At 67.3% G+C, this 13,852-nt stretch carries 14 protein-coding genes and 1 pseudogene; all 15 read right to left on the bottom strand.

Translation table 11 applies throughout. The features are described 5' to 3' along the window. Window positions 1-18: 18 nt before the first annotated feature. The 15 genes and pseudogenes from DMB38_RS26005 to DMB38_RS25935 all read right to left on the bottom strand — a co-directional run bounded on the left by DMB38_RS26005 (window position 19) and on the right by DMB38_RS25935 (window position 13,740). The gene (locus DMB38_RS26005) at window positions 19-720 is read right to left on the bottom strand and encodes an SAF domain-containing protein (protein WP_346429523.1); all 702 of its coding nucleotides are present in this window, start codon (window positions 718-720) and stop codon (window positions 19-21) included. Between the two features lie 81 nt (window positions 721-801). Continuing rightward, window positions 802-1,353 carry a hypothetical protein gene (locus tag DMB38_RS26000; RefSeq protein ID WP_346429522.1) on the bottom strand — a complete coding sequence of 184 codons (552 nt, stop codon included), beginning with the start codon at window positions 1,351-1,353 and terminating at the stop codon, window positions 802-804. 281 nt (window positions 1,354-1,634) lie between these two features. Beyond that, window positions 1,635-1,910, bottom strand: a complete 276-nt coding sequence (locus tag DMB38_RS25995) for a hypothetical protein (RefSeq protein WP_125937188.1) — start codon at window positions 1,908-1,910, stop codon at window positions 1,635-1,637. Window positions 1,911-2,440: 530 nt separating this feature from the next. Beyond that, window positions 2,441-2,917 (bottom strand): ATP-binding protein, encoded by a 477-nt coding sequence (locus tag DMB38_RS37710; RefSeq protein WP_346429521.1) that lies wholly within the window; start codon window positions 2,915-2,917, stop codon window positions 2,441-2,443. A 552-nt stretch (window positions 2,918-3,469) separates the two neighbouring features. After that, window positions 3,470-4,246 (bottom strand): annotated as a pseudogene (gene fabI / locus DMB38_RS25985) (enoyl-ACP reductase FabI); the annotation flags it as partial. 8 nt (window positions 4,247-4,254) lie between these two features. Continuing rightward, the gene (locus tag DMB38_RS25980) at window positions 4,255-5,373 is read right to left on the bottom strand and encodes a radical SAM protein (RefSeq protein WP_164716121.1); all 1,119 of its coding nucleotides are present in this window, start codon (window positions 5,371-5,373) and stop codon (window positions 4,255-4,257) included. Further along, window positions 5,370-5,912 (bottom strand): hypothetical protein, encoded by a 543-nt coding sequence (locus tag DMB38_RS25975; RefSeq protein WP_125937185.1) that lies wholly within the window; start codon window positions 5,910-5,912, stop codon window positions 5,370-5,372. Before DMB38_RS25975 ends, DMB38_RS25980 begins: the two co-directional genes overlap by 4 nt. Before the next feature lie 100 nt (window positions 5,913-6,012). Continuing rightward, entirely contained in the window at window positions 6,013-6,792 is a 780-nt protein-coding gene (locus DMB38_RS25970) for an SAM-dependent methyltransferase (RefSeq protein WP_125937184.1), read from the bottom strand. 3 nt (window positions 6,793-6,795) lie between these two features. Then, window positions 6,796-8,685 (bottom strand): tetratricopeptide repeat protein, encoded by a 1,890-nt coding sequence (locus DMB38_RS25965; RefSeq protein ID WP_164716120.1) that lies wholly within the window; start codon window positions 8,683-8,685, stop codon window positions 6,796-6,798. A 470-nt stretch (window positions 8,686-9,155) separates the two neighbouring features. Beyond that, on the bottom strand, window positions 9,156-9,677 hold the full coding sequence (locus DMB38_RS25960; protein ID WP_240662477.1) for an ATP-binding protein: 522 nt from the start codon (window positions 9,675-9,677) through the stop codon (window positions 9,156-9,158). Window positions 9,678-10,614: 937 nt separating this feature from the next. Continuing rightward, window positions 10,615-11,031 carry a hypothetical protein gene (locus DMB38_RS25955; protein ID WP_125937182.1) on the bottom strand — a complete coding sequence of 139 codons (417 nt, stop codon included), beginning with the start codon at window positions 11,029-11,031 and terminating at the stop codon, window positions 10,615-10,617. A gap of 202 nt (window positions 11,032-11,233) precedes the next feature. Next, complete coding sequence (locus tag DMB38_RS25950; RefSeq protein WP_125937181.1) at window positions 11,234-11,773, bottom strand: hypothetical protein; 540 nt, start codon at window positions 11,771-11,773, stop codon at window positions 11,234-11,236. A gap of 215 nt (window positions 11,774-11,988) precedes the next feature. Next, a complete protein-coding gene (locus DMB38_RS25945) occupies window positions 11,989-12,624 on the bottom strand; it encodes a class I SAM-dependent methyltransferase (protein ID WP_125939280.1) in 636 nt (211 codons plus the stop codon). Between the two features lie 80 nt (window positions 12,625-12,704). Continuing rightward, window positions 12,705-13,013, bottom strand: coding sequence for a hypothetical protein (locus DMB38_RS25940; RefSeq protein WP_125937180.1), 309 nt, complete (start codon window positions 13,011-13,013; stop codon window positions 12,705-12,707). Between the two features lie 154 nt (window positions 13,014-13,167). Next, on the bottom strand, window positions 13,168-13,740 hold the full coding sequence (locus DMB38_RS25935) for a hypothetical protein (RefSeq protein WP_125937179.1): 573 nt from the start codon (window positions 13,738-13,740) through the stop codon (window positions 13,168-13,170). Window positions 13,741-13,852: the final 112 nt, after the last annotated feature.

Raw genomic sequence — 13,852 nt, 5'->3', positions numbered from 1 at the left:
CAAGAACGACCAGCCGCCTCACGGAGCCTCACGCCCCTGAGCAGGAAGGACCACAACCCGCGGATGCTCCAACTGCGCCGCTTGCCGAGCCGCACCCGTCTCAACCAGCACCGTCACCACCCGCGGCCCACCCGCAGACTCCGGCTCCCGCACCCCCGTCACCGTCCCCACCACCGCCGAAGACGCCTCCCCCTCCTCATCGCCCACCGCTTCCGCACCAACCGGACTGGGAAGAACCGCGACGCGCTCCCCCCGAGCGAGATCCGGCGGCGCACCGCCAGACTCAACAGCAAGCGCCACCTTCGAAAACCCCTTCGCCGGGAAGGCGGCACTGCTGCCCACCTGGCCCGGCGCGAGCAACGCCCCGGCCACCAGCGGCACCTTCGCCCGCCGCCCCAGCACCGTGCCCCGATCCTCAAGACGCACCACACCCACATCCGCCGCTACCTCCACCAGACGCAGATCGCCCGCCTTCAGCACCCCTCCAGCCGGCACATCCCGGGCAAGCACCAGGACCTCATCGCGCTCCCCCACCACCTGAGCAACCAGCGTGAAACCGACCGCCGAGACCACCACCGCCCCCACCCCGCCCCACACCCAGCCCAGCCTCCGCCGCCGCGCCCCCGTCACCACCGGCTGCTGCTCTGGACCAGACAGGCGCGCTCTCGGCACCCGCAACCCGCCGCCCTTCAGACCCGAAGAAGGCATGGAGGTACCCATCAACTCACCTCACGATCAAAAGAAACCCACATCCATCGCCCGGCCCAGAAGCCCGGGGCGGGCGCCAACTACTCCAAGCCGTCAGCGCGTGACAACGGCCTGCACCTCATCCACCACCAGCTCCCGCTGCGAATCCATCACCAGCCCCGGCACCACACCGGCCTGGCCGCCCCCCTGCCACTGGACATCCCAGACAACCCGCACAGACACCTGATATGCCTGGCCCGGCGCGGAAAACGACGCCCGCCGGTAGGTGTAACCGCAGTCCGGCGACGACGCCTTGGGGCTGTACGCACCCGAATACGGAGTCCCCGGCCCACGGCAGACAACCTGACCACCCTCACCCATCGACCACACCGCCCTCCGCGGACGAGCGACCGCCGTCACCCGCACACCCTCCACCGCAGCTGACGTCGACACCGGCCCCCACGAGGAATGCTCCACCCACATCCACGTGGGCACCCGCACCACCTGCACAAAGTCCTCATCCGGACTCGTACGAATCACCGGCTCCGGCAACTTCAACTGCTCCACCGCCCGCTGGACGACGACCCCCACCGGAACCTGCCGCCGCCCACGGCCCGACTTCCGCTTCTCCGCCTGCTCACCATCGAAACGCGGCAGAATACCCAAGCCACCCAGCTCGAACTCCCAGCCAGTTGACGTAACCGTCGGCGGCTCCGTTACCTTTCCACCACCGCCAGGCTTAACCTCGCCTCGATGAGGGGCCGACCTCCTCTTCGCCGGGCTGCCCAGCTTCCGAGTGATAATGCTCGCCTCGGCCTCGCACACACCGGGTACACACGTCAATCCGGCGCCAGTGCTCAGCCCGTCGTCAGCCGCCGCTTCCTGCGCCACTAGCACCACTGCGATGCACACCGCCGTCATTGCAATCGGCAGAGCGGACTCGCACCTCAGCATGATCCCACCTGATCGATATACAGACGCTCCACTCGCCAGCTTCCGCTGTACGGCCGGACCGTTGCATCGACGCGGTGATGGCCGCCGGGTACATCGTCCTCAAGCGCGCCATCATGGGTGTAATGCAACCAGTCAGAGGCATCAGCGCAATCCCGGACCACTACTCGCGTCGCATCGCCGATTTCAACGGTGGGGCTAAGACGAAGACGCCCCTTGGTGACGACGCCCTTCTTGCGATCCTCCGTCATCATGTAGCGCAGCAGTTCCAACGCCTCGCCCCAAGCGTGCGCTTTCAGCCTTGAGTGCTTGGCGTCCGAAGTCGCTGCTGCGGCAGCAAGATCACCCCACATCGCCCGGTAAGCGCGGAGTGCCTCCGCGTGGTCCACTCCGGGTCGAAGTGAGGCCGCCGTCTCAGCGGACTTCCCCTCGGGTAACGGTCGGAGATCAGACGAATTTTCACCAGCACAGCCAGCGAGCAGCACCCCGGCGATGACTGCACTCGCACTCGGCAGATGCACGTTGGCCCACCGTCGCGCCACCACAACCTCCCGCTTCATCACTATCGGTAGGCAGAGTACAACAATGAGTAACACGCCCCAGACGGAGACGCCTCCCACCCGAGCCTCTTACCGTCAGTTGACGCCGCTATGTTGCGAGAACTCCACGCGCCAAAGGTGGCACTGTCGCTCGTACGAGTGACAGTGCCACCTTTTAAGGGCCCATCCGTAGGTCGAATAACCGATTCTTCGGACGGCGATTTGCGCACCCATCCGAGTGGGCACAGCAGCCAGGATTGACCTCACGACGGTACTGACATCCACGCGACCTTCTTCCAGACGTCACGGCCGCTCCCACCCACGAGACGGAAACCCCAGGAACCACCTGTCAACGCCTCTACTACTAGCAATCCTCGACCCCGCTCAGCGTCCAGACCCAACGCCCTGGGAAGCGGTCCGCCCTCTCGGGCAGCGGCGGCTACCGCTGCCCGGAGAAAGGAAGCCGGAATGCACGGTAGTGAAGCATCTCGGTCGTGCATCTCCACAATCAGATCTCGTCCCGTTTGCCGAAGCCACAACTCGTACGGTCCGATTGCGTGCTCCACCGCATTGCCAACCAACTCCGAAGCAGCCAGGACCGCATCATCAACGGCCGAACTCCTTACACCGTGGAATGTCAGTGCGTCTCGCAGCGCTGACCGTGCCGCCGAAGCCGCGTGAGTCGCACCGTCATTCCAGCACAGCAGCAGGCGACGCAACGGCTGCGCCGGGGGCGTCACCGCAGCCCCCCACACTTCGCGTGACGACGCGGCGCAACCCGGCGATGGCGACCGGTTGGCGCCAACCAGGCGCACATATCACGCATCACCATAACCGCCGTGATCACCATGGCGAGGGCGAGAAGAATAGCGGAGGGGAGGAAGATCATGACGCTCCTAGTTGTGTGATTGAAGTTTCCGCCACACAACGACACCGTCGCCCTCACCAAGAGCGGAACCCCTCTGAAAGACCTTCACCGAATCGGGTCGAAGATTCTTCAGAAATTCTGCGCTGGGCCAGCTAACTCTAACATCCCCTAGGTAGACTCGATCAGTAAGGAAGCCGAAAAGGGCCACGGGATAGGTTGACACCGCCGAAAGCAATTACGTGCTCACCGAAGGCGGGGATGGAGTTGCGGCTGTTTAGTGCGCTTTTATGCAAGTAGATGAGGCAGGCCAATACCCCGGGTTCAGACTTAGAAGGGGGCTGCCCGCGGGCGGCCCCCTTCGGCGTGCCGGGTCTTCATCCTGCGTCGGCTGAGTGTTCCGGGGTGTTCGGGGGGCCGTAACGGGGGCGCCCATGGCGTGGTAGCCGCCGTCGACGTGCAGGATGGTGCCGGTCATGCCCCGGGACAGGTCGCTGAACAGAAAGGTGGCGGTGCCGGCGACCACGTCGGGGTCCCGGACGTCCCAACCGAGGGGTGCTTGTTCCTGCCAGGGGCCGGCCAGGGTGTCGAAGCCGGGGATGGACTTGCCGGCCATGGTGAAGAGGGGGCCGGCGGAAATGGTGTTGACGCGGATGCGGGAGGGGCCGAGGTCGCGGGCGAGGTAGCGGTTCACGGATTCGAGTGCGGCCTTCGTCGGGCCCATCCAGTCGTAGATCGGCCAGGCGACTTGGGCGTCGAAGTCGAGCGAGACCACTGAGCCGCCTGACGGCGCTTTCTCCATGAGGGGCTTGAGGGCTACGGCCATGGCTTTGAGGCTGTAGGCCGAGACGTGCATGGCGGTGGCGACGGACTCGAAGGGGGTGTTGAGGAAGTTGCCGCCGAGGGCATCGCCGGGTGCGAAGGCGATGGCGTGCAGCATGCCGTCGACGTGGTCCCACTGGGCGGCGGTCTCGGCGGCGAGCCGGTCCATTTCGTCCGGCTGGGTGACGTCGGCCGACACTAGGGCGACCGGAGTGCGGGGGAGCCGCTTGGCGATGCGGCCCATGATCGATGAAGGCCGTCCCGGCGCGTTCGTCAGGATGACCTCGGCGCCGTGTTCCATAGCCTGACTGGCGATGGCGAAGGCGATGGAATCGCTGGTCAAAACGCCGGAGATGACGAGTCGTTTGCCATCGAGCAGCAAGGGCTCTCCTAGGTGAGGTGGTCGGTGCCGGCCAGGTACGTGTCCAGGCGGGCGGCCTCAACATAGCGGCCGTCGGGGGTGGCAAGTGGCAAAGCGAGGTCGGGCCGCAGGACGCAGCCGGCGGCCTTGAGGTCGGGGGTGATGCGGATGCCGCAGCCCATCCATCCCTCCAGGCAGGCGTCCTTGACGCGGCATCTCTGGCAGACGGGCGCGGTGTGCTGGGTGCGCGGGTGGTTGAGGTTCGTCTCGACCGACGCGCCGCCGTGCAGCCACCACACGATGTTGACGCGGCCGGGCAGTCCGTAGGTCCACACGGTGATCCGCTCGGTCCGGTCGGCCCACAGGTGAGTGATCTCCTGCCAGGAGATGTGGTTGCGCAGCCATTGGGCGTCCTGGCGGGGCATCCACATGACGTCGTAGAGGCGGACCCGGAGCCGGCGGTGGTCGATCCAGTCGAGGCAGCCGGGAATGTCCTGGTGGAAGCCTCGTAGGAGTACGCGGTTGATCGCGATCGGCATGCCGATGGTGGCGGCGTGGTCGATGACCTGGAGGACGTTGGGGAAGGCGTCGTGACCCATGATGTCGGCGTACGCCTGCCGCTCGAACGCCTGCACACTCAGGACGACGTCGGACAGGCCCGCGTCCTTGAGCCGGTCGAGCCAGGGCAGCAGTTTCAGGCCGTGGCTGACGAGCGAGACCTTCTCGATGCCGTCCGCACGCAGGTGGGCGATGAACCGTACGAAGTCGTCGTTCAGCCGGGGTTCGAGTCCGGCGAGGGTGACTTGGGTGATGTCGCGGTCGTGCCGGATGCGGGCGACCGTGGCCCGCATCGCGTCGAGGTCGGCGTCCTGCACTCCGTTGCGGTCCAGGCCCTCGTTGTGGCACCACATGGTGTCGTCGCCCGGGTAGCCGCAGCGCATCGCGCACGTGGCCGTGGTCAGGACCCGGAGGTTCTGGAAGTGGCCCGGAGCCGGGATCTCCTCGACGGGGAGGCCGGGGAAGGCGGCGCGGATGTCGTCGACGGTTTGCAGCGGGAGCGAGTGCAGCCGCTCCACGACGGCCGGCGCGGGGGCGGTGGAGCCGGTGCCCTGCACGGGCAGCAGCGGCAGCGTACGGCGGGGGCTCATCGGACCGGCTCCTTCGTCCATAGACCGCACAGGCCGTCGTCGGGGGTGCCGTAGAAGGTATGGACGCTGGTGTGGAGGCCCCACGCCTGGAGCTGGGTGCGGGTGACGGCGTGTACGTGGTCGCTGTCCATGGCGAGCACGTCGACCACGGCGGGGTTCGGAGTCGTCAGCACGAAGCCGCGGCCCGCGCGCTTCATCACCTCGATGAGCCGCTGCGGGTCCTGGAGGTGCTCCACGATCTCCAAGGCTGCGAACCAGGCGGGGGGACGAGCGGGTGTCCACGTCTCCAGGTCGGTGCCGTCGATCCAGCCGTCCACCGGAACATATCGGCCGCGCCAGTCGTGTTCGCGCCGCAGGCAGTAGTCCAGCTCGGTACCGCCGGCGCCGAGATCCATCAGGGTGTCTTCGTTGTTGAGACCGCTGCGGTGGAGCTGTTCGGCGGCGACCTGGTATCGCGCCTTCCGTTCGTCGTAGGGGCGTCGGCCTTCCGAGTTGTAGGCCGTGCAGTGGTCCATCAGGGCCTTCGAGGCGGATAACACAGGATCTCCTTCGGGGTGAGGTCCTCGAACAGCGGTTCAGGGGCAGGGGGCTCGGCCACGCGCACGGCTGAGGCGGTCGTGGCCGGCCTGGTCGGTGGGTTCACGGGATCCGGGCGATTCCGCCGTAGGCGATCCACCCGGTGGGCGGGACGGTGGCGTGGTGCTGGGGTGAGTACCAGGTGGTGACGTCGCCGAGGGGTCTGGTGCGCTTCAGTCCGGTGAGGAAGCCGGCGACGTGCCCGGGGGGCCGTACGCGGCCTCCGGTGGGCACGAGTTCGTTCAGCAGGGCGGTGGCCCTGCGGCAGAATTGCTGGTCGGCGCTGACGAGGCTGTAGAGGACGAGGTAGCTGCCGGAGGCGAGGCGGGCGCGGACGTCGCCGACGAGTCGGTCGGCGTCCGCGTCGTCGAGCTCGTCGAGGATGAAGCCGAGCAGGGCCGCGCCCGGCTGGTCGAGGTGGTAGAAGCCGCCCTCCTCGGCGCCGGTGAAGACGCCGGCGGCGCCGTCGCGCAGATCGGCCTTGATCACCCGGGTGTGGTCGTTGGTCTCCAGCATCATGCCGCCGTGTGCGAGGACCATCGGGTCTCGGTCGACGTAGACGAACCGCGTGTTGCGGCGGACCTTTTGCGCGGCCTCGTGCAGCTGTACTCCGACGTCGGGTAGCCCGCACCCGAGATCGAGGAACTGGCCGATCCGGTGATGGCGAGCCAGGTGGCGGACCGTGCGCAAGGCCACCCGGCGAGCGCCCCGAAGTACCTCCTCGGTGGTGGAGGCGAGCCGGTGGATCCTCAACGCGGCGATCTGGTCCGACTCGTAGTTGTCCGTCCCGCCGCGGAAGAGATCGTGGATGCGGGCGGTACTGGGCTGGCTGACGTCAACCACGTGTCAGGCCCTGCCGGCGTCCGGCCCGGCGCCGGGGTCGAGGCGGCGCCGGTGTCCGTCGACGCGTTCCGCGTGCGGGAGGGCGCCGAGTGTGCGGTAGACCTCCTCGGCCTGGTCGTAGTGGTCCCGGGCCGAAGCCGGATCCGCGTCCTGCTCGGCGACCTCGCCGAGGAGTTCGTGCAGGGTGCCCCGGTCGAAGACCGTACCGGCGTCCGAAAGCGCCTCCAGCGCGGTTTCGAGGTGGGTGCGCGCCGCGGGGCGGTCGCCGGCGCGCAGGTACGCCTGTCCGAGGCGGCGGCGGACCGGGATCTCGGTGCTGAGGTCCCCTGTCCCCTCGATCATGTCCATGGCCCGGGTGAGATGGCGGATGGCGTCCTCATGGTGTCCGAGGCGGCTTTCCACCTCTCCGATAGCGGAGTGCTCCCGCGCGATCCCGCGGGTGTCCGACACCTGTTCCCGGATGTCCAGCGCCTCCCGGAACCAGTGGCCTGCCCGGTTCGGTTCGTCGTCTCGTTGCAGGCACAGCAGGCCCATGTTGTGCAGGACCAGAGCCTCACCCCGGAGGTCGCCGAGCTCCATGCGTAGCAGCAGGGCACACCCGAAGGCGCCGTGGGCCTCTGCGTATCGGCCGGCCTCTCGCAGGGCCACCCCGAGGCCGTTACGCAGCCTGGCCTCGCCGAGGTGGTGGCCGCAAGCCTTGGCGGCTGACACGCCGAGCTCGTAGCTGGTGATCCACTCCTGGTAGTAGCGCTTGTGGATGAACAGGCCCCACATGGCATCCGCGAGCTGCCATGCGGCTGACTGGTGCCCGTACTCCGCGGCGAGCCGCTGGACGCCCATCAAGTTGCCCAGCTCGTCATCGAGCCAGCCGAGTGCGGTGGCGAAGTCCGCGAACGTACGGGGCTCCTGCGGCGGGAGCAGGTACTCGGGCTCCGGGCGCCGGCGTTGCGGGTAGACGACGTGATCGGCGCTGTTCGCGGTGGCGAGGTAGTGGTTGATGATCCGCTGTACCACCCGGTCGCGTTCATTGACATCGTCGTCCGCTTCGCCGCGTTGCCTGGCGTGCTCGTGGACGAGGTCGTGGAAGCGGTACCGGCCGGGGCTGTCCGTGCCGAGGAGGTTGGCGTGCACCAGAGCCTCCAGGCTGTCGGCCGGCGCGGGGATCTCGGGGGGCGCGGCGGCTGCGGCCTCGGCGACGCCGGTATCGAACTCGCTGCCGGGGTGCAGGCTCATCCGGCAGTACAGCCGCGCGGCGTCCTCGGGCAGCGTCCTGTACACCTCGTCAAACCTGGTCTCCATGGAGACCTCCTCTGTTTGTGTGAGATACGGGTGGGCGGCAGGGCCGGTGAGCGCCGTGGAGAGGCTCCACCCGGGCCTGTCGGTGAACAGCGCCGCGCTGACGACCACCGCCAGCGGGAAGCGCCCGCAGGAGGTGACCAGGGCGCGGGCGGTAGCAGGGTCGGCCGCGACGCGATCGTGGCCGGCCAGGTTGCCCAGCAGCTCCATGGCCGAGTCGGTATCCAGTGGATCGAGCTGGACGACCTCCGCCCCGTCGAGCACCAGGGACCGCAGATACCAGCGGCTGGTCACCACGCAGACGCCGCCCGCGGACGCCGGCATCAGCGGCCGGACCTGGGCGGCCGACAACGCGTTGTCACACAGCACGGCGATACGCCGGCCGGCCGTGACCGTGCGGAAGTGGGCCACCTGGCCGGCGAGGTCGACGGGCACGTGCTCCGGATGCACGCCGAGCGCCTGGAGGAAGCGGGGGAGCACCTGGTCGGGGCCGGTCGGCTGGTCCCGGTGACCTTCCAGCTCGGCGTAGAGCTGGCCGTCTGGGAAGTCCTCGCTGCGGCTGTGTAACCAGGAGAGTGCCAGAGACGTCTTCCCCACCCCCGGCAAACCGCTGATCGCAACGAGCGCGGAGGAGTCTTCGCTGCGCGCCCTCACCAGCGCGCGGTCCAGGACGCTCAGCCCTGCCTCACGGTTGGTGAAGTGCCGCGGCCTTGGGGGAAGCTGCCTGGGGACCGGGAGGCGCGGCGGGGCCTCGGCGCCGAAGTACACGTCCCCGCGGATGGTGGCCGCCTGAAGGCTGGGCCCGTGGACGGTCCCCCGGAGGTCGTTGCGCGTATCGCTCCGCCCCGGCGCGTGACCTTCGGACTGGCCCATGCGGGTACCTCCCGGACTCTCATGATCAAATCTGGCTCAGGTGCTCGGGCCCGGCCCGGGGCCAGGCCGCCCGCGGACCGCAGTGCACCTGTGCGGGCCGCGGGCCGTTCAGTCCGCCGTGGCGATGCCGATGGTGAGGAGCACGAGCACGCCGATGAGGATGCCGACGTAGAGCAGCTCGGGGATGCGGTCGTTCACGAGTCCTCCTGGGGCACGTCGAGTTCGGCCCATACGCGCTTGCCCCAGGGCAATGGGTCGGCGCCCCACGCGGCGGACAAGTCAGCGAGCGCGGCCATGCCCCGTCCCGTTTCGTCGTCCACGCCGGCGGTGATCAGGGTCGGAAGGGTTCGGGAGAGGTCGACGACCGCCACCCGGACGCGCCGCGGCCCGGGGCGGGAGACCCGGACGAGTACGGTCGGACCGCGGGCGTGCTTTACCGAGTTCGTCGCCAGCTCGCTGACGATGAGGCACGCTGCCGCCACGCCTGCGTCCAGCGACCAGACGCGCAGCGATGCGGAGATGAGCCTGCGGGCCTTGGCCACCGATGGGGCCGTGCGCGGCAGAGTCTCGCAGTAGGCCGGTACGGCCGTGGCGGCCAGCGCCGGTACGGTGCCGCCTCTCGGGCTGTTCCACTTCGAGGGGCCGCCGGTCCGGGCGGGCACGTAGCACGCCGGTGTCGTTCCGTCCGGAGGGGGTTGGTCACGGGTCATAGGCATGGGGGGAGTCCTTTCTGCACGGTGCCCTCCGCAGGGCCCCGGCTATGAGGGAGGAGAGCAGCGCGGGGGAGCCGAGGGCGCCCGGCCCAGACATCGGGAGCACCCACCGGGGGGAACCGCCCCTCTGCCCTGCTCCCGGTGCTGGCACCCAATAGGGTTCGCCTCTCGAAACGGTCGTCGGCGGCACATTCCATGCCGTCTGCACGCTGGGCGGCAGCAAAGCCGTGTACCAGGGCTCTTGGTCGGCGGTGAAGAACACCGACGTCCTGAGTACCTGCAACTTCGCGGCCACTGCGGCGGGGTCGTCCGTCTCGAAAAGTGAATGCAGCAGATCGGCGGGTATTGCCACCGCCGCGAAATGACGGCCGGTGTGCAGCCATGCCGCGCCCGTGGTCCTCCACTCGTCCATGGCCCGCGACGCCTTCCGCGCTGACAGTGCCAGCCACTCCGCTATGTGAAGATCCCGTTCCTGAGATCCCAGCCGAAGACCAGTGGTGTTGGGCTTACCCTGCCCTTGCGGATTCCTGAGGCTGGCCTCAGAGGCTACTGAGTGAAGAAGTTCGCGGCTGACACCTTGAAACTTCTCGACAACACTCGGGGACGCACCGAGAATACCTGCGAAGCGGCCGTACCCGATCAGTGCGCGGAGCGCATCATCCGTCTGGGACGGGCTAGGCATCCAATCACTGTGCGGCCTAATGGGAATGTACGCGGGACCCGCTCCGCTGCCGCTTTTCGCGACCAATCCGCGTGAGACGAGGGTGCGGAGGTAGCCTCCCACTCGGATAACCTTTAGGTCCAGGCATCGGGCCAGTGCGGGCGCCGTTGGCGGGTATCCGCGCCGGTCGATAAAGTCGTATAGCGCATCGATGACCTGATGTTCATGTGGTGTCAGATCCACAAGATTGCTGCACATGTTGCTTGGCTCCAGTGGACGTCAGACGGGGGTCTGGGTTTCGCTGTCGGCCGGGTTTGGGCGGTTCAGCCCTTCCCAGGGGTCCGCCTTTTCCGCCAGCAAAACGAATAGTCTCGCGGTGATGAGCGCCTTGTAAGTGGCCCGCCGCGGTTTCAGCCCTTCCGGCAGATCGGCGGTAAGCTCGAAGGCGTCAGCCAGCGTATCGAGGCGAAAGCCTCTTTGCTCCGGAGCAAAGATCCGGGCCATGGGCATTGTGCTCAGCACTACCGAAGGATTCCACCCTGTAAGCTTGCGCTGCAAAAGGTTACGGTCCATCTCGGCACTGTGGCCTACGAATACGGACCCTTCCAGGGCCCCGCGGATCTCGTTCTCGAACCGGGCGAACGGCGGAGCGTCGGTCACATCTCGGTTACCGATCCCGTGCATTCGCGTCGCCATGTGGGTGATGGAAAGAGTCGGAGAGATAAGCCAGGTCTTCGGCTCTCCGATCTTCCCCCCACGATGGGCACAATCGCCATCTCGACCACGTCCGGTGGGAACTGGCCATTGCGCTCAATGTCCACCACTGCGTATGCCTGGTCCGCCCAGTTGGCCGACTTGGGGCTTCCGTTGCTAGACGTCATGAATCGTCAGCTCCTCTTCAGTTGAACGGCGGATGCACTTCAGCAGGTTGAGGCTGCTCCTCTCCATGGCGAGCTGAGTGACGAGGTCTTTCACCCTCGTTCCATTGCCGGAGAAATTCCCGCCGCGCTTGGGTTAACTGAGTGGCGAAGGAGGCCGGGCTCTTGCCGAGCGAGCGAGCTGCTTTCTCACGGTCGCCGTACAATGCGATGGCCAGGAAGATTTCTCGGTGGGCGGTCGACAGCGCTGGCCAGATCTGCGACAGAGCGACGTTTTCAACAACGGAATCGGATTCATCGTGCTGAACCCAGGAACCGAGTGAGGGCCAGTCAACTCCGGGAATGTGCCCGGCTGTGGTGTCGCCGTGGCAGCAGTCGCCGTGTACGACCTGGACATGGTCGGCGATAGCCCGGCACGCCACCCCTAGTACCGTTTCGACATCGGGTGCCTCGTCGCTGGCGTAGAGGTGTTCAGCAATGGCTGACCGAGCCACGTCTACGCGTGCGGGAAAATCACGGTGCTGCTGCCAGATTTGCATGGTGACCGCGAGCATCGCCATTCGTGTAAGCCTGTTGACCGTGTAGCCATGCACAAGGTCAGCGTCCCCACCGCGCCGCATTTCCCTCATAGCGTCTCCAGCCGAACGCCGACTAGGCGGTTCAGTAGAAGTTTTGGAGTGTGAGGTGGGCGGGCCGCCGGCGCCGTCCTCCGGCGACCCACCCCGCCCCTTCCCTCTGCCGCGAGGATCTCGGCAGAGGGAAGGGGAGTTGGCATTTAGTTGTGCGGATACATCCGCCGGCGGGCTGTTACCAGAAGGGTGCCGATATGGCCCGGCTGCGGGGCATCGATGATGACCGCCTTCGATTGCGTAAACCCTGCCCGCTTACACCACGCCTCCCAGCGTTCCGGGGTATAGGCATAGCGGTAGGCGTACCTCGCCGGGCCGATGTAGCTTCCTTCGTACATCCCTTGCGGGCCAGTCGTACCCGGGATCGCCGGAGCGTGGGAGAAAACGAAGACCCCCCTGGGCTTGAGGCGCTGCTCCACCCAGTGAAACAAAATTGCAGGGTCGGAGAACCACGCAGCGCCGAAACTGCTGTAAATGGCGTCGTAAGAGCGTGGCCAGTACGTGAGGTGGTCGGTCGCATCCGCGCAGGAGAAAGTGGCACCGCTGTGCGTCCACCATTCCTGGGCCTTCTTGACCATCAGCGGAGCGATATCCACTCCGTATGCCTCGATGCCCTGCTGCGCCAGGTACGCCACGGCGCCGCCGGCGCCGCAGCCCAGGTCCAGGGTGCGCTTCGGCTCGCCGAGGAGTTCGACTCCCGGTCCGTGACCGGGGTACTGCGTCCAGCAGAAGCCCGGCTCGGCGCTCGGCCTCACAGTGGCCGCCGCGTACCGGTTCCACATCTCCCGTTCGTGGTCGAGGGCGTGCGGAGGGTACCCCGGCTGGCTCCTCGGCACCGGGGCGGCGTGGGGTCGGCGGTTGGTCACAGGTCCGTGTCTCCCTCGGCGAGGATGCGCACCACCGTGTCCACCATGATCTGACCGCTCTCGTCGCGGCCGTAGTTGGTGCTCACGTCCGTGACCGACACGAGGTGACCGTGAACCCCGATCCGGTCCCCGAAGCAGGGAATCGGCAGGATGCCGGTCACGTGCATACGCACCAGCTCCCTGTCGCCATCCTGGGTGACGAACGTCATCGCGTGCGAGGCTGCAACGCTCTCGGGTCCGGTGGGCGCCTCGCCCTCGGCGTCGTGGATGTCGTCGTAGGTCGTCGTCATGCGGTTCTCGCTCACGTGCGGAGATTCGGGTGGGGGGTCACGGCGGTCACCGCCGTCAGGGCGTGCGGTTGGAGCCCGCCGCCCGTCCGGGTCGTGCATCGGGAGCCCTGCACGGAACCGTCGTGCAAGGGACAGAGGTCTCCCGGGCACCCGGGCGGGCGGCGGGGGTCTACTGGGGGCGGCCGGCGGGCTGTGGCTGGTGGATCTCCCGCGCGTCGTTGAGGCTGCCCGCGAAGGCCGCCGCCTCTGCGGCCGACAGGTGACGCGCCGGCCGGGCGATGCCGTCCACGCGCTGAGAGGCGATGCAGCCGGAGACGCTGTCCATCACGTAGTACCCGATACCGTTCGGCTCACAGCGCACCTGGTAGTCCCCCTCGGGCTGGACGTAGGTGATCCAGCGGCGAAGGAGGGCCTCGCAATCCGCGGCCAGCGACATCACGTATCGCCACCGATAGGCATCTGGCTCACCGGGTTGAGGGACGCCCGCCAACGACTCCTTCGCGTTGTGGAGCATGACATAGCGCTGCGCGTCCTCGGGGCCGAGAGGCTCCACCAACAGCAGCCCGATGTGACCGCATACGCGGTCCATCAGCGCGGTCACCGCCTCGCCCTCGGGCGGGTAGAGCCGTGAACGGATGGACTGAAGGGTGTCGTCGATGGAGGCGACGTCGATCGGACTGTCAATCGCACAAGCTTGCGAGTCAGAACGGCTTGGCGATGCGGCAGGTGTGGAGGTCGGCATGGGGGACTCCGCGAAGGTAAGCGCTGGGACCTCTTACCTTCGCGGTCTGATCTCGCACGGAACAGGACAGAGCCACCTTGGTTTACTTCACGACAACCGGACACTTCTCTTC

The organism is Streptomyces sp. WAC 06738 (assembly GCF_003945505.1).
GTDB lineage: Bacteria > Actinomycetota > Actinomycetes > Streptomycetales > Streptomycetaceae > Streptomyces.
Note: the sequence above shows the minus strand (reverse complement) of the source record. Positions and strands in the feature narration are given on the sequence as shown.

What these genes read in the sequence shown, in the direction of transcription:
- DMB38_RS25935 (WP_125937179.1), bottom strand. Translation starts at nt 13,740, where the DNA reads ATGCCGACCTCCACACCTGCCGCATCGCCAAGCCGTTCTGACTCGCAA.
- DMB38_RS25980 (WP_164716121.1), bottom strand. Translation starts at nt 5,373, where the DNA reads ATGAGCCCCCGCCGTACGCTGCCGCTGCTGCCCGTGCAGGGCACCGGC.
- DMB38_RS25960 (WP_240662477.1), bottom strand. Translation starts at nt 9,677, where the DNA reads ATGCCTATGACCCGTGACCAACCCCCTCCGGACGGAACGACACCGGCG.
- DMB38_RS25945 (WP_125939280.1), bottom strand. Translation starts at nt 12,624, where the DNA reads ATGTGGAACCGGTACGCGGCGGCCACTGTGAGGCCGAGCGCCGAGCCG.
- DMB38_RS26005 (WP_346429523.1), bottom strand. Translation starts at nt 720, where the DNA reads ATGGGTACCTCCATGCCTTCTTCGGGTCTGAAGGGCGGCGGGTTGCGG.
- DMB38_RS25950 (WP_125937181.1), bottom strand. Translation starts at nt 11,773, where the DNA reads ATGGCGATGCTCGCGGTCACCATGCAAATCTGGCAGCAGCACCGTGAT.
- DMB38_RS25955 (WP_125937182.1), bottom strand. Translation starts at nt 11,031, where the DNA reads ATGGCGACGCGAATGCACGGGATCGGTAACCGAGATGTGACCGACGCT.